Annotated in this window: 16 protein-coding genes; 11 read left to right on the top strand and 5 right to left on the bottom strand. The window is 62.6% G+C overall.

Annotated features, from left to right (window positions below; translation table 11 throughout):
- Positions 1 to 105: 105 nt before the first annotated feature.
- From ACQR3T_RS25600 to ACQR3T_RS25560, 9 genes are all read left to right on the top strand, one after another.
- Complete coding sequence (locus ACQR3T_RS25600) at positions 106 to 456, top strand: VOC family protein (RefSeq protein ID WP_032379676.1); 351 nt, start codon at positions 106 to 108, stop codon at positions 454 to 456.
- Positions 457 to 623: 167 nt separating this feature from the next.
- The gene (locus ACQR3T_RS25595) at positions 624 to 1,310 is read left to right on the top strand and encodes an excalibur calcium-binding domain-containing protein (RefSeq protein WP_428695370.1); all 687 of its coding nucleotides are present in this window, start codon (positions 624 to 626) and stop codon (positions 1,308 to 1,310) included.
- Between the two features lie 86 nt (positions 1,311 to 1,396).
- Positions 1,397 to 2,566 carry a hypothetical protein gene (locus tag ACQR3T_RS25590; protein ID WP_428695369.1) on the top strand — a complete coding sequence of 390 codons (1,170 nt, stop codon included), beginning with the start codon at positions 1,397 to 1,399 and terminating at the stop codon, positions 2,564 to 2,566.
- 91 nt (positions 2,567 to 2,657) lie between these two features.
- Complete coding sequence (locus ACQR3T_RS25585) at positions 2,658 to 3,962, top strand: T3SS (YopN, CesT) and YbjN peptide-binding chaperone 1 (protein ID WP_428695368.1); 1,305 nt, start codon at positions 2,658 to 2,660, stop codon at positions 3,960 to 3,962.
- A 91-nt stretch (positions 3,963 to 4,053) separates the two neighbouring features.
- On the top strand, positions 4,054 to 5,073 hold the full coding sequence (locus tag ACQR3T_RS25580) for an AurF N-oxygenase family protein (RefSeq protein WP_428695367.1): 1,020 nt from the start codon (positions 4,054 to 4,056) through the stop codon (positions 5,071 to 5,073).
- A 37-nt stretch (positions 5,074 to 5,110) separates the two neighbouring features.
- Positions 5,111 to 6,709 (top strand): FAD-dependent oxidoreductase, encoded by a 1,599-nt coding sequence (locus tag ACQR3T_RS25575; RefSeq protein WP_428695366.1) that lies wholly within the window; start codon positions 5,111 to 5,113, stop codon positions 6,707 to 6,709.
- Positions 6,710 to 6,920: 211 nt separating this feature from the next.
- Positions 6,921 to 7,730, top strand: a complete 810-nt coding sequence (locus tag ACQR3T_RS25570) for a hypothetical protein (RefSeq protein ID WP_428695365.1) — start codon at positions 6,921 to 6,923, stop codon at positions 7,728 to 7,730.
- A gap of 90 nt (positions 7,731 to 7,820) precedes the next feature.
- Entirely contained in the window at positions 7,821 to 9,122 is a 1,302-nt protein-coding gene (locus ACQR3T_RS25565; protein ID WP_428695364.1) for a DUF2786 domain-containing protein, read from the top strand.
- A gap of 20 nt (positions 9,123 to 9,142) precedes the next feature.
- A complete protein-coding gene (locus tag ACQR3T_RS25560; RefSeq protein ID WP_428695363.1) occupies positions 9,143 to 10,759 on the top strand; it encodes an AMP-binding protein in 1,617 nt (538 codons plus the stop codon).
- A gap of 9 nt (positions 10,760 to 10,768) precedes the next feature.
- On the opposite strand, the gene ACQR3T_RS25555 is transcribed toward ACQR3T_RS25560, so the two are convergent.
- Positions 10,769 to 12,364, bottom strand: coding sequence for an ABC-F family ATP-binding cassette domain-containing protein (locus ACQR3T_RS25555; RefSeq protein ID WP_037171326.1), 1,596 nt, complete (start codon positions 12,362 to 12,364; stop codon positions 10,769 to 10,771).
- 187 nt (positions 12,365 to 12,551) lie between these two features.
- Positions 12,552 to 13,229 (bottom strand): SanA/YdcF family protein, encoded by a 678-nt coding sequence (locus ACQR3T_RS25550; protein ID WP_428695362.1) that lies wholly within the window; start codon positions 13,227 to 13,229, stop codon positions 12,552 to 12,554.
- A 316-nt stretch (positions 13,230 to 13,545) separates the two neighbouring features.
- Between ACQR3T_RS25550 and ACQR3T_RS25545 the strand changes: the two genes are divergently transcribed.
- Positions 13,546 to 14,919: a dicarboxylate/amino acid:cation symporter gene (locus tag ACQR3T_RS25545; protein WP_037171322.1), complete on the top strand. Its 1,374-nt coding sequence runs from the start codon at positions 13,546 to 13,548 to the stop codon at positions 14,917 to 14,919.
- Between the two features lie 60 nt (positions 14,920 to 14,979).
- On the opposite strand, the gene ACQR3T_RS25540 is transcribed toward ACQR3T_RS25545, so the two are convergent.
- The 3 genes from ACQR3T_RS25540 to ACQR3T_RS25530 all read right to left on the bottom strand — a co-directional run bounded on the left by ACQR3T_RS25540 (position 14,980) and on the right by ACQR3T_RS25530 (position 16,716).
- The gene (locus ACQR3T_RS25540; protein ID WP_428695361.1) at positions 14,980 to 15,375 is read right to left on the bottom strand and encodes a hypothetical protein; all 396 of its coding nucleotides are present in this window, start codon (positions 15,373 to 15,375) and stop codon (positions 14,980 to 14,982) included.
- A 12-nt stretch (positions 15,376 to 15,387) separates the two neighbouring features.
- Entirely contained in the window at positions 15,388 to 15,960 is a 573-nt protein-coding gene (locus ACQR3T_RS25535; protein WP_428695360.1) for a DUF3558 domain-containing protein, read from the bottom strand.
- Between the two features lie 66 nt (positions 15,961 to 16,026).
- Entirely contained in the window at positions 16,027 to 16,716 is a 690-nt protein-coding gene (locus tag ACQR3T_RS25530; RefSeq protein ID WP_428695359.1) for a DUF998 domain-containing protein, read from the bottom strand.
- A gap of 108 nt (positions 16,717 to 16,824) precedes the next feature.
- Here ACQR3T_RS25530 and ACQR3T_RS25525 point away from each other — a divergent pair, with 108 nt between their 5' ends.
- The gene (locus tag ACQR3T_RS25525; RefSeq protein ID WP_428695358.1) at positions 16,825 to 17,166 is read left to right on the top strand and encodes an ArsR/SmtB family transcription factor; all 342 of its coding nucleotides are present in this window, start codon (positions 16,825 to 16,827) and stop codon (positions 17,164 to 17,166) included.
- Position 17,167 lies beyond the last annotated feature (1 nt).

Here is a 17,167-nt window from a genome sequence, read left to right as displayed (position 1 = left end):
TCGTGACGACCCTACTCGAGCCTGGCGACAGGTTCTGCGCGATGAGTCCGGCCACCGATCCCGGTCAGTATCCGTGACCTCTTTGCCGACACGAAGGAGAACGACATGTTCGAGCATGTCTTTGCAGTGATCGCGGTACGCGACATCGATTCGGCCGACGCCTGGTATCGCCGGCTGTTCGATCGGCCCGCAGACAACAACCCGATGCCGAGTTTGGTGGAGTGGCAGGCCGCCCCCGCTGCATGGGTGCAGGTGACGGTCGACCCCGAGCGAGCAGGCGCGTCGCAGTTCAACGTCGCCGTCGACGATCTCGAAGCGTTCGTTGCTTCGGCGCGCTCACGAGGGGTCGAGTTCGGCGACATCGTAGACGCGAACAAAGGCGTTCGACTGAGCACCGTTGTCGATCCCGACGGCAATTCCATCACCGCGATCGGCGGCTTTCGCGAGCGCTATTGATCGATGCGGTTGTCGTTGTCCAGTCGGGTGTAACGACAACCCCGGCGAATGCGACATGGTGAACGGAAATGCGACCGACCGGTTCGGATTGAATCGAGTGGTTGCTTCCGGTCTCGCGGCACATCGTTTCCGCGGTATCGACACCATTCGCGACCCGAGGACGACCCATGACCAGCGCCTACCCACCACCCTTTCAGCGCCCCGCACCCGAGCCCGAGACTCCACGCCGCCCCCTGTTCGGGAAGGTGTTCGCCTGGGTTGCAATCATTTTCGGCGCGGTCTTCGCGATCGGCGCACTCGTGTCGTTCGAGTTCGGTGCACTGCTCGTGGGCGCACTGATGGTCGGAGCAGGCGTCGCATATCTCTACTTGTCGCCCAGTCGCGGTCGTCGAGGGTGGGCCGTACCGGCCATCGCAGTGCTCCCCGCCCTGATCTTCATGGGACTGACCACCACCACCGAACCCGAGACCCCCGCCGTCGCCCCGGTCGCGGCCGTGCCCGCCCTGCCGACCGTCACGACGACATCCGCGCCGCCGTCGACAACGACCCCGACGCCGACCACAACGACCACCGTGACTCCTACAACTGAAGCAGTAGCCGCCATCGTCGAGGTTCCGACGACATCGGAGTACATTCCACTGCCCGATCCTGAGCCGGAGTACATCCCCGAGCCGGTCTACACACCGGAGCCCGTCTACACCGCTCCCGCACCGTTGGTCGTAGTACCCGAAAGCGTGTACTACGAGAATTGCAAGGCTGCGAAAGCCGCGGGAGCCAGCAATATCCGAATCGGTGAGCCCGGCTACCGACCGAAGCTCGACGGCAACAGCGACGGCGTTGCCTGCGAAAGTTGAGCTTCGGTGGGGTGATCGGGCCCTTCCTGCTCGACTGAGGGCATGGACCGGCGAAACCGGACATCCCAGCAGATAAGCTGCCACTCATGGGATCGAAGCGGCCTGCCAACCGCGGACAGAAACGTGCAGAAAAGACCAAGGCCCGGCAACGGCGTCATCAGCAGTCCCGACCGGCTCCGTCCGGTGTCGACAGCGAACGGATCGCCGATCTGATCGACGGGTTCGTGGAGTGGCTGGACCAGAGCGAGATGTCGGAAAAGTCGGAGGCGATCTCACGGCTCGTCTCGTCGACGCTGACCCAGCTTTCCGGAGCCCGTCACGGCTTCTCCCCCAGCGCCTGGCTGCCGGCCGATGCGCACCTGCTGGTGGACGCAGCGGAACGCATCCTCCAGGAGGAGTCCGACACGGCCGAGGACACCGCAGTCAATCTTGTGCTCACGTCCCTGCAGTACCTGACCTTCCTCGACGAAACCGATCTCTGGGACGGCACGCCCGAGGACTACGCGCACTGCATGGAAGATCTCTCGGACTTCCTCGAAGGCGACGAGCCCGACATGCTCGACGCCGACGACATCGACCTTCCCGATGTGTCTCTCGCACAGGAACTGGCGGCCATCTCGGCGCTGCCACTGTTGCCGGCATTGGACGACATCGTCGCTCGGGTCGCCGATGGGCTGGCAGTGTCCGACGATGTTCATCTGCAGCGCGCAGTCGGTGCGGCTCCTTTCGATCCCACCGAAGCGGGCGTGGGCGTCGCCACGGTCGATTACTGGTCGACGGCCATCGCGACCGAATTGATTCGCATCGACGGTGACACTGCGAGGCCGGGCGACAATGCCCATTCACTGGCCGGCCGCGGCGCGGAGACCGTGCACGAACTGGTTGCCGAGCATGTCCGGGTGCAGCTGTCGGGAGATGCCGACGACCCCGACGTGTCGCGGTCACTGGCCAATACCTTTGCGGTGCAGACGTTGCTCGCCGCCATGACCGAAGAGCTACCCGTCAACAACGAGGGCGAGGACTACGCCGATCTGGAAGGCGAGGATCTGCGTACGGCCCAGTTGATCGATCACCGTGTTCGATCGCTGATCGAACAGGGCATTCTCGTCAGGATCGAGGAAGTACTGGCCGTTCCGCACGCTCTACGTCCGGCGGTGTTGGACGGCGTGGCCGAGGCACAGCCCTTCGGTGCGCTCGACGACGATTCTCTCGATGACCCCCTGACACGATCGCCCGAGGATTCGGCATCGTCGTGATCGCCCCCGCGAGCGCCGAGATCGTGTCGGTGGTCGCCGCTAGCGTGATCGAGTCCGCGTTACGTCAGCGCGATCAGGGTAAGGAGCCGACATGAGCGATTCACTCGAGTTCGACTTCGACGTCGATGCCGCTTGGATGCAGTTCCAGCGGACGCTCGGCGACTACGTCAGCGCCATGCGCGACGGCGATGCGTTGGTGATCGAATCGCGATACGACACCACCGACGGCGTCCCCGACACCGCCGCCTGCGTGCAGTTCTACGCCTGGGATCTCGATATGGTCCGCTGCGAGATACCGGCGAACGAACACCTGCACAGCAGCCGAGCCATCACCGTCGATCAGCAAGACGCGTTGAGTGCATTGGGATTTCGCACTTCGCACGATGACGAGCCGACGGCACCGCACGTGGATCGCAATCGCTCGTGGTCCGATGATCTAGCGAAGAAGACCGTCGCGGTGTTCCGTGACATCTGGGGCCTGCCACACCCGTCGTTCCTGAGCTCACGCGCCACCGGGCGCTACGACGTACCGAGTTTCGACATCGCCATCACGGAGCCCGACACCTCCGTGGTTCCGCTGTGCGTTCAGCCCAAGGGGAAAGAGCATCTGCAGCAGCTCGTCGATCGCGCTCTCGAGCCGTGGTTCGGCTTCCCACCGGATCACGACCCCGACGGCGACATTCCGCTGCGGTTCGCGGGCGGCACCGCGTACGTATCGGTCAAACCCACCGAACCGGTGGTCGAGATCAATTCGACGCTCGTCCATGCTGTGTCCGGCCGCACTCGCGCGGCGGAATTGTTGGTCGACCTGAACCTGCAACTGCCGGATGTGATGCTGCACCTGGTTCAGGACTGCATCGTCGCTCAGGTACGAGTGAGCGGGTCGCCCTTCGTCGCCGATCACCTGTTGTGGGCGGTACGCATGCTCAGTCACGTGTGGGAGCAGGTCGACGACAAGTTCGCCGAGGATTTCGGAGGCGTGCTCGGGGAGCCGACGCCGCCCACGGTCGACGCGGACGACTTTCCCGACGGTTTGCTCGAATTGGTCGATCTGCTCGCCGCGTCCGAAGAGGAACCGCTCGACCTGCATGCGGTTCTCGAGTGCTGCTCGTCCGATCGCGATGTCGTCGTGTCGTATCTGCGGATCAGCGCCGAACAAGAAGCGTCGTGGCGCGGGATGGCGGTTGCCGCGGATCTGGGCGACGAGCACTGCGACGTCGACGAGGCCGATCGTGAGTCGGCCAACTGGGGCCGTGCCGTCTCCGCCCTCCGTGAAGTGCTGCGCAGCACTCCCGAGCAGGTCACGCCGGTGGTCGATCCTTCCGCGATCCAGCTGCAACTGTTCGAGACCGACGAAGTGGCCGAGGTGTCCGAGGAGCGTTCGGAGGACCAGTAGACGACCGCTGATCGAGTCTCCCTAACAGGCTTCCCTTTTGTGTTAACTCGGGTTACATTAACCCTATGTTCGCACTTCGTTTGGAGAAGCCATGACACTGACGACAAGCAACACGTCCGTTTCGGTCGACGCCGACACTGCGGACGAGCAGCAATACGTGGAGACGCTCACATTGCTGTCCGAGGGCTCGGTGCACAAGCACTTCGACCCCTACGTGGACATCGACTGGGAGTCCGAGAAGTTCGCAGTACCCGCGAACGATCCTCGATGGGTCCTGCCGGCCAAAACCGATCCGATCGGCGGCCACGCCTGGTATCAGGCGCTTCCACTCGACAGGCAGATCGAGATCGGCATGTGGCGTCAGGCCAATGTCGCGAAGGTCGGTCTGCAATTCGAGAACATCCTGATCCGCGGCATGATGCAGTACGTCTTTTCACTGCCCAACGGCTCCGCCGAGGCGCGCTACTGCACCCACGAATCGATCGAAGAGTGCAACCACACCCTGATGTTCCAGGAGATGGTCAACCGCGTCGGTTCCGATGCGCCCGGCATGAGCCGGCCCATGAAGATGCTGTCGCCGTTCATCCCGTTGTTCGCCACATTGCTCCCCGAATTGTTCTTCGTCGGAGTCCTGGCGGGCGAGGAACCGATCGACCATATTCAGAAGTCGGTACTGCGATCCGGTGACGACATCCACCCGATCATGCAGAGCGTCATGGCCATCCACGTTGCCGAGGAAGCGCGACACATCTCGTTCGCGCACCAACTGCTACGTCGCCGAGTCCCCAAGATGTCCAAAGTCGGACGGTTCTTGCTCTCACTCGCCTTCCCGATCACGATGCGCATCCTGTGCGACGTCATCGTCATTCCTCCGAAGAAGTTCTGGACGAAATTCGACATCCCGAAGCAGGTGAAGAAGGACCTGTTCTGGGGTACCCCGGAATCCCAGCACGCGCTGCAGGACTACTTCGGCGATGTCCGCATGCTGGCCACCGACACCGGCATGATGAATCGTGCGGCTCGCCTGATGTGGAAGATGTGCGGAATCGACGGCAAGGCCTCACGTTTCCGCAGCGAACCCGATCGCAGCTCGAGCCAGTTCGCCGCATAGCCCTCTCGCCTCTTGCCACTGTCGTCAGGAACCCCTCATGCCCCACGTCGTCACCCAATCATGTTGCAGCGACGCGTCATGCGTCTACGCGTGCCCCGTCAACTGCATTCATCCCACCCCCGACGAGCCTGACTTCCTGACGGCAGAGATGCTGCACATCGATCCGCAATCGTGTGTGGACTGCGGCGCATGTGTCTCGGCCTGCCCGGTCGACGCCATTGTGCCGCAAGCAAAACTGACCGAGGCTCAATTGCCGTTCCTGACGATCAATGCGGACTTCTACAAGCAGGAGCGCCCGCCTCGGCCGATCTTGGCACCGGTCACGCCGGCGGCATCGGTCTCGCGTGATCGGCAACCCCTTCGAGTCGCGATCGTCGGATCCGGACCGTCGGCGATGTACGCGGCGGACGAGCTGCTCACGCAACCCGGTGTCAAAGTCGATGTCTACGACAGACTCCCGCAACCTCACGGCCTCGCTCGCCTCGGCGTCGCACCCGACCATCAGAAGACGCGTCAGGTATCGCGCCTGTTCGAGACCATCTCTGCGCAGGAGGGGTTCACCTTCCACCTCGGTGTCGAGGTCGGCAAAGACATCACCCACGACGAGTTGATGGACACCCACCACGCCGTGATCTACGCCGTCGGGGCGTCGTCGGACCGGGAACTGCGCATTCCCGGTGCCGAGTTGCCGGGCCGCAGCTCGGCAACCGACTTCGTCGCCTGGTACAACGGCCACCCCGATCACGAACACCGCACGTTCGATCTCTCGCACGAGCGCGCCGTCATCATCGGCAACGGCAACGTGGCATTGGACGTCGCCCGCATCCTGACCATGAATCCGGACGCGCTTGCCCAGACCGACATCGCACCCCACGCCCTGGACGCCCTGCGCCACAGCTCTATTCGTGAGGTGGTCGTCGTCGGCCGCCGAGGCGTCGCCCAGTCTGCATTCACCGTTCCCGAGTTCGCCGGATTGCTCACTGTTCCCGAGATCGATCTGGCCATCGACCGCAGTGAACTCGCACTCGACCCCGTGACGGTCCGCCTCGCCGCTTCCGATGACCTACCTCACGCTGTGGCGCAGAAGCTACAACTTCTTCGCCACGTCGACGAATCCACCGAGCACGGCGACGGCCGTAAGCGCATCACACTGCGATACCTGCTCTCCCCCACCCGCATCCTGGGCACCGATCGAGTGACGGGCATCGAGTTCGAGCGGATGGGTCTGACGGCCGACGGTGACGACGTGGTGCGCAGCACTGCTACCGGTGAAGTCGACACCCTCGATGCCGGACTCGTCCTCACATCCATCGGCTACCGCGGAGTTGCGCTGCCCGGGGTTCCCTTCGACGATCGCCGAGGCATCATTCCCAACACCGGCGGCCGTGTATTGCAGGAATCCGGTGGGCCGACTTCGGTCGGCAGCTATGTCACCGGGTGGATCAAGCGCGGCCCCTCGGGATTCATCGGCACCAACAAATCCTGCGCCCAGGAAACCGTCGGACATCTGGTCGACGACTTCAATGCCGGTCGCCTGACCGACCCGATCGAGTTGCCCAGCACCTGGCCCGCCGAGTCGAGTCGGGGGCCACTTCGACGCTCGAGAGAGATGCTGTCGACACTGCGCCGGTCCTGACTGCCCGCCCCTCTTGTGTCCGGCGGTATCACGCCCGCTGACTGGATGAATGCGCCTGCCAGTCACTCCAACTGCAAGAAAGCCACATTCATGCAGGTGACGAAGGCCGCAGAACTGGGGAAAGCGGCGTGAGGTTGAAGCGTCTACTATCGGGGTAGCCACAGTCATCGGTCACCGATTCACGGCGGGCCAACACCTCGAGGAGCACGAGATGCCGGCCCTGCGACGCATCTTCACCAGGACTGCTGTCCCAATTGTCGGCATCGCGTTGGCGCTGACCTGCGCTGCACCTGCGCAGGCCTTGCCAACACCGGCTGACTTCGCCGATGTGCCATCCCGCACCTCGATCTCGTACGAACACGTGCCGACGGGCACATATGTGGGCAGCGCGGAGGATAATTCCGCACGTCCCGGACTGTCGACGGTCAAGCTCTACATGGCCGACTACGTCGTTCGCTTCGGAGACGGTTCTGCGCGTGATCGCGTCCTGGCCGCTCGAGTGGTCCAGGTCAGCGACGACGGTGCCGCCTCCGTCCTCGACAACAAATATCCCCAGGCCATCGATGCGACTGCGGCGGAGTTCGGGCTCACCTCCACCTCGCGAGGCGGTTTCTGGGGAAGTTCGTACACCAGCACTGCCGACACCGTGCGATTCCTGGCGGCGAAGAAGCGCACCGATCCCGCCAGCCCCGTCCTGGCCTGGATGAATTCCGCCGTCCCGGTGGCAGCGGACGGAACCGTCCAGGACTGGGGCACGAAAACCTTGCCCGGCGTGACCGGTAGCAAGTGGGGATGGGCCGACGACGGCTCGAGCGTGGTGGCGTCGGCGTCGATCGGTGACGAGTTCGTCGTAGCGTCGAACACGTACGGCCCGCGCCGCACCCAGACCGACGACGTGCTGGCAGCGCTCGGCGGCGTCGAGTTGACGGCACCGCCCGCCCCCGCTCCTGTTCCGAACCTTCCCGCGATTCCCGGCCTGCCGTCGGTCGAAGAACTGCTGCAGATGCTCGCACCTCGCTGACATGTTCGAATAACTTGTCGGACCCCTCCCCTACTCTGCGATTCACCGAAAAGTTCGGGAACCACACCGGGGGACGTGGAGGGGACGACGATGAGTCGTATCGATCTGGACAGTTTTTTCAAGTACTCGCGCGCAACCACTGCTCGGGACAGTGCTGACCCGAACGAATTGCTCGACAGCGGAATCGGTTTCGCCCAGTTGGGGGCCTCCGCGAAGGACATGACCCAACTGATCGCGGAACGCCTGTCGACTGCGGAAGACATCAGCCGAACGTATTCGGTGCACGATCGCGCGGCGAAAATACTCGACGACGCTCTCGACGTTGCCTTCGAGAACGGTTGGCAGCCCGCCGAACTGGTACACGTCACCCGTCAGAGCGCTGGAGGCGACGGCGCCGTGGTCATTGTCGAGGCTATCGGTGCTCACGCAGCGCGAAGTTCCGCCGACAGCGTTGCTCCGGAATCCTGGCGGAATCAGTTGTCCGAGCTGAACGCCGAATCTGCAGGTGGCACCTCTGCGGACCGTCTTCGTCGATGGCGTTCGTACAACCGGCGGTCGTCGGCGCAGTCGTGGTACACCCTCTTACTCGTACTCGGCTGCGCAACATGGTTGTTGCCCCTCGAGACACTCCTACCCCCTCCCACTCGATGGACAGCACGCACCACACCTGCCGGTCCGCGGCAGTCCGTGGACTCGAAGATGCTCGGAAGGATACGAGGGCTACTGGCGAAGGCCGAGTCGACGCAATTCCCCGCTGAAGCCGAGGCATTTTCGGCCAAGGCCCAGGACCTGATGACGCGATATGCGATCGACAGCGCACTTCTCGATGCAGGGAACTCTCGCACCTTGATCGACGATGTCATCAGTCGTCGCATCATGGTGAGCAATCCGTACTCGAAGGCCAAACTACTTCTGCTGCACAGTGTGTGCAAAGCCAACGGTGCCAGAACAGTATGGAAGAAGAAGTATCTGTTGGCCACCGTGATCGGTCTGCCCGTCGATCTCGATCTGTGCGAGCTGCTGTACACCTCGTTACTGGTCCAATCGGCACGCGCACTCGACGAGTCCGGCCAGTCGACGACCTCGCGGACTCGCAGCTTCCGTCACGCATTCTTGATCGCCTACGCCCACCGAGTCGGCGAACGATTGCAAGACGCACGCACGCGAGCGACTGCAGCGGCGACCCAACAACACGGATCGGCTCTGGTGCCGATCATGGCGGAGCGATCCGATGCCGTGGACCGTGTCTACACTGCCCGGTACCCGTCGACGAAAACGATCAAGTTCAGCAGCGACAATACTCAGGGGTGGCTTGCCGGCCGGGCCGCCGCCGAACGCGCCGACCTGACCGGTGGGCGCGAACGTATCGACAAATCCGATCTGGCCTCGTAGTGCGGGCTACATTGGCTGACATGACCGGTCTGGATACTCCGCTGACGCCACTTCGCTACCTCGAACGCGCTGCGGAGGTTCATCCCCACAAGACCGCCGTGGAGGATGGTCTGCGGTCCTTCACCTACGAACAATTCGCCGCCGCCGTCACCCGGCTCGCGCATGCACTGCGCGCGTCGGGGGTCGGCCACGGCGATCGGGTGGCCTTTATTGCGTCGAACTCGGCGGAGCTACTGTTCGCACACTACGCGGTGCCGCTGGCCGGTGCCGTTCTGGTCGCGATCAACACCAGGCTCTCACCGGACGAGGTTCGCTACATCTGCGATCACTCCGGTTCGGTTCTGTTGGTGGGTGATTCGGCGCTGCTGGCCGGCCTTGGAACAGATCCCATCGCAGATTCGGTCACCGAGATCGTCGAGACTCCCTCGGTGGACGGCACGTACGAGAAGCTGCCGCACACCACTCGATACGACGCATTCCTCGAACGGGGCACGGACGAACCGATGGAGTGGGAGGTCGACGACGAGACGTCGACCATCACGATCAACTACACCTCGGGCACCACCGGTCGACCCAAGGGCGTGATGTACACCCACCGCGGTGCTTACCTCAATTCCCTGGGCGAACTGCACCACCAGGGATTCGGTGTCGACACCCGCTATCTGTGGACGCTGCCGATGTTCCACTGCAACGGGTGGTGCACCACGTGGGCGGTCACAGCCGCGTCCGGCACCCACGTATGCCTTCGCGGAGTGCGCGGCGACGCCATCTGGTCGGCCATCGACAACGGCGTCGATCACCTTGCCGGTGCGCCGACCGTGTTGACCACTCTCGCCACTGCTGCAGAGGCACATTCACTCGATCGACCGCTGACCATCGTCACAGCGGGAGCTCCTCCGAGCCCGACGATCATCGCCAAGATTCGAGCATTGGGAGCAACGCTCGTACACGTCTACGGCCTCACCGAAACCTACGGTCCCTATTCGGTGTGCGAGGCAAAGCAGGAATGGCTCGAACTGGACGCCGACGAACAGGCTCGTCGTTTGGCCAGACAGGGAGTCGGCATGCTCACTGCAGACCGTCTGCGCGTGGTGCGCGACAAGCCCGGTCCCGGTGGAGTGTTGATCGACGTCGAACCCGACGGCGGCGAAATGGGCGAGATCGTCATGCGCGGCAACAACGTCATGAAGGGGTATTACAACGACACCACCGGAACGACACAGGCTTTCGCGGGCGGCTGGTTCCATTCCGGTGACCTCGGGGTGATGCACCCCGACGGCTACGTTCAGCTACTCGATCGCGCCAAGGACGTCGTCATTTCCGGCGGCGAGAACATCTCGACCATCGAGGTGGAGCAGGCGCTGGCGAGCCATCCTGCCGTCGCCGATGTTGCGGTCATCGGGGTGCCCGACGAGAAGTGGGGAGAGCGGCCGAAGGCATTCGTGGTGCTGGTGCCCGGCGCGGACGCCTCGGAAGCCGAGCTCGTGGCGCACGTGAAATCGGCCATCGCGTCGTACAAGGCCCCGCGCAACGTCGAATTCATCGTCGAGCTGCCGAAGACATCGACCGGCAAGATCAGGAAGAAGGAGCTGCGCGACGCCGAGTGGGGCACGTCCGCGTCGAAGATCAACGGGTAGCCAACAAGGTCACGCCATCTGCACACCGGCGATTTCGGTGACGCCGCCCTTGCCGTCGAACGACAACTGCCGAAATGCCACCTTCTCGACGAAGAACCTGTCGTGGCTCACCAGGATCACCGCGCCGGGAAACGCCATCAGTGCGCGTTCGAGCACCTGGGTGCTCTGCAGGTCGAGGTGGTTGGTGGGCTCGTCGAGCACGATGACGCCTGCGCCGAACAACAGGCACTGCGCCAATGCAACTCGTGCCTTCTGCCCTCCGGACAGCACGCCGATCTTCGACTTGAGATCCATCTCGGAGAACTGCAACAACGTGAGAAAGCGGTGGACTTCCTTCTTCGTCGCCGTCAGAGCGAGACTGCCCGGCATCGCGTTCACCGAATGCGACACCGTGTCGTCGAGATCGAGATCGGCCAGCACCTGGTTGTAGTAGATGAACGACGGCGCTTTGGTCTTCCATTTGATCTTGCCGCTGTCCGGTTGCTCGGCACCGACGAGAATGTCGACGAGAGTGGTCTTTCCACATCCATTGGGTCCGGTGATGGCGATGCGGTCACCGCGGTGCACGGTGAAGGAGATGTTCTCGAAGAGTCGTTGCTCCCCATAGCTTTTGGCGATCCCGTTGATCTCCGCCAGGTTGTCGTGCACATGCAGACCGCCGTAGATGGCGGTGACCACCGTGTCGACCGGCCGTGGACTCTTGCTCTTCTTGATATTCGCCAGTCGACGTTTGAGCACCCCGCTGGGGTTCTTCACTGCTTCCTTGCGATCACTGATCGCTTCTTGCTCGTAGGCAAGCAGCTGCTGTTCGTTGCTGAACTCACGTTCGAGGTTCTTGAGTCGAAACTGCTTCTGCTGAACGTATTCCGAGTAGCTACCGTCGTACGTCTGCAGGTGATGGTTCTCGATTTCGACGATGCTGGTGACGACCTGCTCGAGGAATGCGCGGTCGTGCGAGACAACGAGAAGCGCGCCGCGGAAATCTCGTAGCCAACGTTCGAGCCACGCGATTCCGGCAACATCGAGGAAGTTCGTCGGCTCGTCGAGGAGCAGGACGTCCGGGGCCTCGATGAGGATCTTGGCCAACGCTGCGCGGTTGCGCCAACCACCGGACAGTCGATCGACAGGAAGCTCACGTCGTTCGGCGTTGAATCCGAGCATCGACAGCACCGTGTCGATCTGCTGGTGGTAGGTCCAACCACCGCTGTTCTCCATGGCGTCGAGCAGTTCGGCTTGGCGGTCGACGAGCTTGTACATCTGCTTCTCGTCCAGGTCACCGCCCAATGCGGCCTCGACCTCGGCCAATTCGGTCTCGATCGCGTGGACAGCGCCGAACAGCGATTCGAGCTCCGCTTGGATGCTGCGATCGCCGTCCAGTTCGGAGAACTGCGAGAAGTACCCGATTCGTGCGCCCTCGGTGACGTCGACGGTTCCGGAATCGGGTGTCTCACGCCCGAGAAGAAGCTGCAGCAGGGTGGTCTTGCCCGTTCCGTTGCGGCCGATCAGCCCGATGCGATCACCGTCGGCGAGACGAAAGAACACCTCGCGCAGCATCACCTTCTGGTCGTATCCCTTGGCAACGTCGTTCAAGCGGATCCAGCTCAAGCGTTCACTTCTCCTGAAACACGGGTCCGCTGAGTCGTCGAACCGGGCTCGCTCACTCTAGCCGCGCTTCAGCCTGCGTCTTTCACGTCGACTGTTCTGATCGGCTCCCCAGTTTCGGATAACCGACGCCGATCGGCGGCATATATTCAAAACTGAGGAGCGGATCGCCTAAGCGCGCTCGGAACACTCATTTACCGGTGATGGTCGCGAGCGAATCGACGGGCGGGGACACGACGACGGGATCGCGTCCGGACCACAGATCGAGAACTGCTTTGGGGCGCGCCAACAGCTCTCGCGCGTAGTTCCGCACCACAGCCAGCGTGTTGCAGTCGATGCAATCGGCAGTCACACCGTCTACCTCCAGATCCATGTCCTCGCAGAGCGCCACGGCACGCGAGACGTGAAGGGGCTGACTGATGATGAGTCCACGTTCGACGCCAAACGTCTCTTTCGCACGAGCGCACGTGTCGTAGGTGTCGATGCCGTGATCGTCGCCGATGATCACGGCGGGGTCGATGCCGCGCTCGACCAGGTAGTCGGTCATGGCCTGAATTTCGTTGCCCGAGTTGCCGTCTGCATCGCCGGAGACCAGGATCGCTTTGATCTTTCCGGCTTGCATCAGCGCGATTGCGGCGTCGAGGCGGCCGGCGAGAAATCGCATCGGCTTACCGTCGCGCACCTGCGCGCCGAGAACGATCGCCACCGGCGCATCCGGTGCATCGTCGACGTCGTAGACCTTGCCCGCCGTCGCATACGCAACCCAACCGGCCGATGCCAGAACGACTGCCACCAGTGCTGCAACGAGGGCAGACACCGCCTGTAGGAGTCGCCTAACCAGTCCTCGGGGTTTTGCTTTCGTACTCATGATCTCGTTTCGTCGGCGGCAGAGAACCCAACGTAGCCGATGAAAACGGCGCATTATCGACACCGCGGCGCACCCACATCGATTCCACAGTGAACCCTCAGAAGAACCCTGCCCCGCTGCCCCGGATATCCGACGAGTACCGTCTTACCAGTGAATCCGCTGCTGACCTCTCGACGCTACGTCGACTTGCGTCTGCAAGCCAGCGCTACCTGTTGACGGTCCTCTAGACCTCAACCTCTCCGTCGGGCATGTCGGCCCGATGAGCATTCTGTCGCACACCTTTGTCGACACTTCTTCGTTTTCGAAAGGCATAACCATGTCTGCGCCCAGCGCTACCCGTACGCGCCGTGTCCCTACCTGGGCAACCGCGTTCGGTCCACAAATCGTTGCCGGTCTCGTGCTCGGTGTCGTATTCGGGCTGATCGCCCGATCCATGCCCGACGCGGCCGACGGCAACGAGAACTGGTTGGTCGGGACCCTCTCGACCATCGGTTCGAGCTACGTCAAGCTGCTCACCGTCGCGGTCATTCCGCTGGTCTTCACGGCAATCGTCAGCTCCATCGCCAACCTCCGTGAAGTCACGAACGCCGCCCGCCTCGCCATTCAGACGCTGTGGTGGTTCGCCATCACGGCGTTCATCGCCGTCATCATCGGGATCGTCATCGGACTGGTCGCCCAGCCCGGATCGCGAACCAGCGCGGGAGCCGACTCGGCGGGAGATCCGTCGAGTGTCGGGTCGTGGTGGTCGTTCCTCACCGGTTTGGTGCCGAGCAACTTCCTGGCACTCGGTGCCAAGACCACTGTCCCCGAGAGCGGTACCGCAACCACATCGTTGAGCTTCAACATCTTGCAGTTGCTGGTGATAGCCGCTGCTATCGGCATCGCGGCACTCAAGGTCGGCAAGAAGGCCGAGCCCTTCCTCGCGTTCAACGCCTCGTTGCTGGCGATCGTGCAGAAGGTGCTGTGGTGGATCATTCGCCTGGCACCGATCGGCACCGCCGCCCTCATCGGCAACGCTGTAGCAACCTATGGCTGGGACGCGATCGGTTCGCTGGGCGTGTTCACCGTGTCGATCTACATCGGACTGGCTGTGGTGTTCTTCGTCGTGTACCCGTTGATCGTTCGCGCCCATGGCCTTTCGGTCCGCAACTTCTATTCGGGAGTGTGGCCGGCCACGCAGCTGGGCTTCGTGTCGCGCTCGTCGATCGGAACTCTGCCGCTCACCGAGCGTGTGACCGAACGCAACCTCGGCGTGCCGCGTGAGTACGCATCGTTCGCGGTGCCACTCGGGGCGACGACGAAGATGGACGGTTGCGCGGCAATCTATCCCGCAATCGCAGCCCTCTTCGTGGCTCAGTTCTACGGCATCGACCTCACCATCACCGACTACCTGCTGATCATCGTGGTATCCGTGATCGGTTCTGCTGCAACAGCAGGAACGACAGGCGCGACGGTGATGCTCACCCTCACGCTGTCGACACTCGGGTTGCCTCTCGCCGGTGTCGGCCTGCTGCTCGCGGTGGAGCCGATCGTCGACATGGGCCGCACCGCGGTCAACGTGACCGGCCAGGCGCTGGTGCCGACCATCGTGGCCAAGCGCGAAGGAATCCTCGACCTCGAGCGTTACAACGCTCCGCGAAACGGCGATCCCTTCGTCGACGAGGAAGCAGAAGTGGAACTGGCCCGCTAGCAGTACGTTTCGAACGATCGATCCCGACGACCGCGCAACTGGGTCGTCGGGATTTTTCGTCTATCGCGGTGGCGACAGCGCTTCGACTGCAGCCGCGGTATCGGCATCCGCAGCCTCGACACTCGCGAAATAATGTTGAAAGAACTCCCGCATCGTCTTGATGATCTCGATCTGCCGCGTAATCGCGAACCGAGCTGAGCCCTCCTCCCCAACCGCCAAACGGTGAAACTTCGCCCCGAGCATCTGAGCTGAGGGCAGCTCACCGAATGCTTCGGGCTTGGATAGTCTGAGCGCCATTTCGAGCATTCTGTACAAATCGTCGAGGTAAATGGCGCATACGTTGTCGCACTCGCGGGCCACGTCCGCTTCGACGTGAAGTGCGCCGTCCGATGCTTGCTGTCGTAGCGACCTCCAGTGGGTCAAGTTCTTCTCGAGTCGTTCGGATTCGTCGACCATTGAGTCCTCTGTTCAGTCCGGCAGGAAGCTTTGGAGCTCGGTGGCGTGTCTTTGGACCTCGGCGCAAGGGTCCCCCAAAACGTCTTCCAATCCGATTCTGTCCAAGGCGAAGATGATCAAATTTCCCCCCACTGCTAAGACGATGTCGCATCCCGTGGGCGGATTTCCTTGGTAGTCAGCGTTGTAGCGCACTGCGTCACGCGCACCGACCTTGATAGGAAGTTGCCGCTCGTTCTGCGGGCTGCGCAAGTATTCGTCGATCGAGTTGATGGACGACATGACGGACAGGTAGTACCAGGGCTTGGTCCCGGATGCGTCCCACGTGCAGTTCTTCCATCCGGGATACGTCGTAATGCCCGCGAAGTCCGGCCTCTCCGTGCTCACGTCCAGCCCACTTGCTGTCACCGCAGATTTGGGGATAGTGCACGGATCGAATGGCTCTCTAGGTCCCGACGCCACGGTCGTCGATTCCGTCGACGAGTCTCCACTCGCGACAGGACTCCCCTGCGTCGAGCCAGCGCATCCCGTCAGCACCAGCGCCGAAGCGCAGGCTGCCGCAAGCAGATGCCTACCCGTTGACCGCATACGTTTTCGCCCTCTCGCCACCGATGTCACTCGATGGTTGGACGCAACGCCGGCCCGATCGGTTCCCTAGACGGGCTGCGAGGCTCTGATCTCCTGCGACTCGGCGGAAGCAGCACTCCTACGTTCGGCTGCCCATACCCACAAGGCCAGCGAGATCAACGCGATCACTTCTGCGACGACGAGCACTCGCTCCACGTATCCGAGGGTGACCACGCGATACCAGGGTCGCGAGCCTGTGGCACCGACCGCGAGTGCGTACACGATGGGCAGCAGCGTCACGACCGACAGCATGCTCAGTCCCAGTGTGATTCGGGCGCGGGCTGCCCATACGCCGTCGCGAATCCAGGGCCGAGAGAACGCGAAGACTGCGATCGGGATACTCACGAACGCCACAGCGGCACCGAGCCGGTGGATCGACCCGCCGAGGCTCAGTGAGGCGTTGTTCGACCAATCCTGTTTCGGCACAGCGACGACGGCCACGAGCCCTACTGTCCACAGCGTCAGGCAGATCGATGCGGCCGACGCGGGCCGAGTGAGTCGATGCCGAAGCGCGGACGCGAGAGTGAGCGCCGAGCCGAAGGCGAGCAGGACGACCCCGATCGAGAACACCCACTGCTGCGCGCCGAGTCCGTATTCACTGATCGTGCGACGCAGATGCGATGGCGTCTGCCACGCGGTGTGGAGATCGAGAACCAGCACCACCAGCGCCCCCAACACGATCGACAGCGCGCCGATCATGGCCGGTCGAATCCGCACCTTGGCACTCCTCTCGGCCGACGAGGGTCGCCGTCCACACTCCATGTTGCCCGACAAATCGATGTGCCCCCTTGACGAAGGACCGAGGCACGAATAACGTACAACCACATGGTTGTAGATCAGTTGAGTGATGCGGAGGTCGATCGCCTCTTCCAGGCGTTCGCAGACACGACACGTCGTGACATCGTCGCGAAGGTCACCGTGGGCGAACAGTCGGTGTCGGACTTGGCATCTCACTACGCCATGAGTTTTGCCGCAGTACAAAAACACGTCGCGGTTCTCGAACGCGCTGCGGTGATCACCAAACACAAGCGTGGCAGGGAGCAGATAGTGCGAGTTCGGTTGGACACAATCGCGAAAGCTCGTGCACTGCTCGATACCTACGAGGAGATCTGGCGACACCGGGTCGACCGGATCGACGACCTTCTGTCCACGGACGAGAAAGGCTGAA

Origin of the sequence: Rhodococcus sp. IEGM1428 (assembly GCF_050321865.1) — a bacterium.
Lineage (GTDB): Bacteria > Actinomycetota > Actinomycetes > Mycobacteriales > Mycobacteriaceae > Rhodococcoides.
This window is presented reverse-complemented; position numbering and strand designations above follow the sequence as displayed.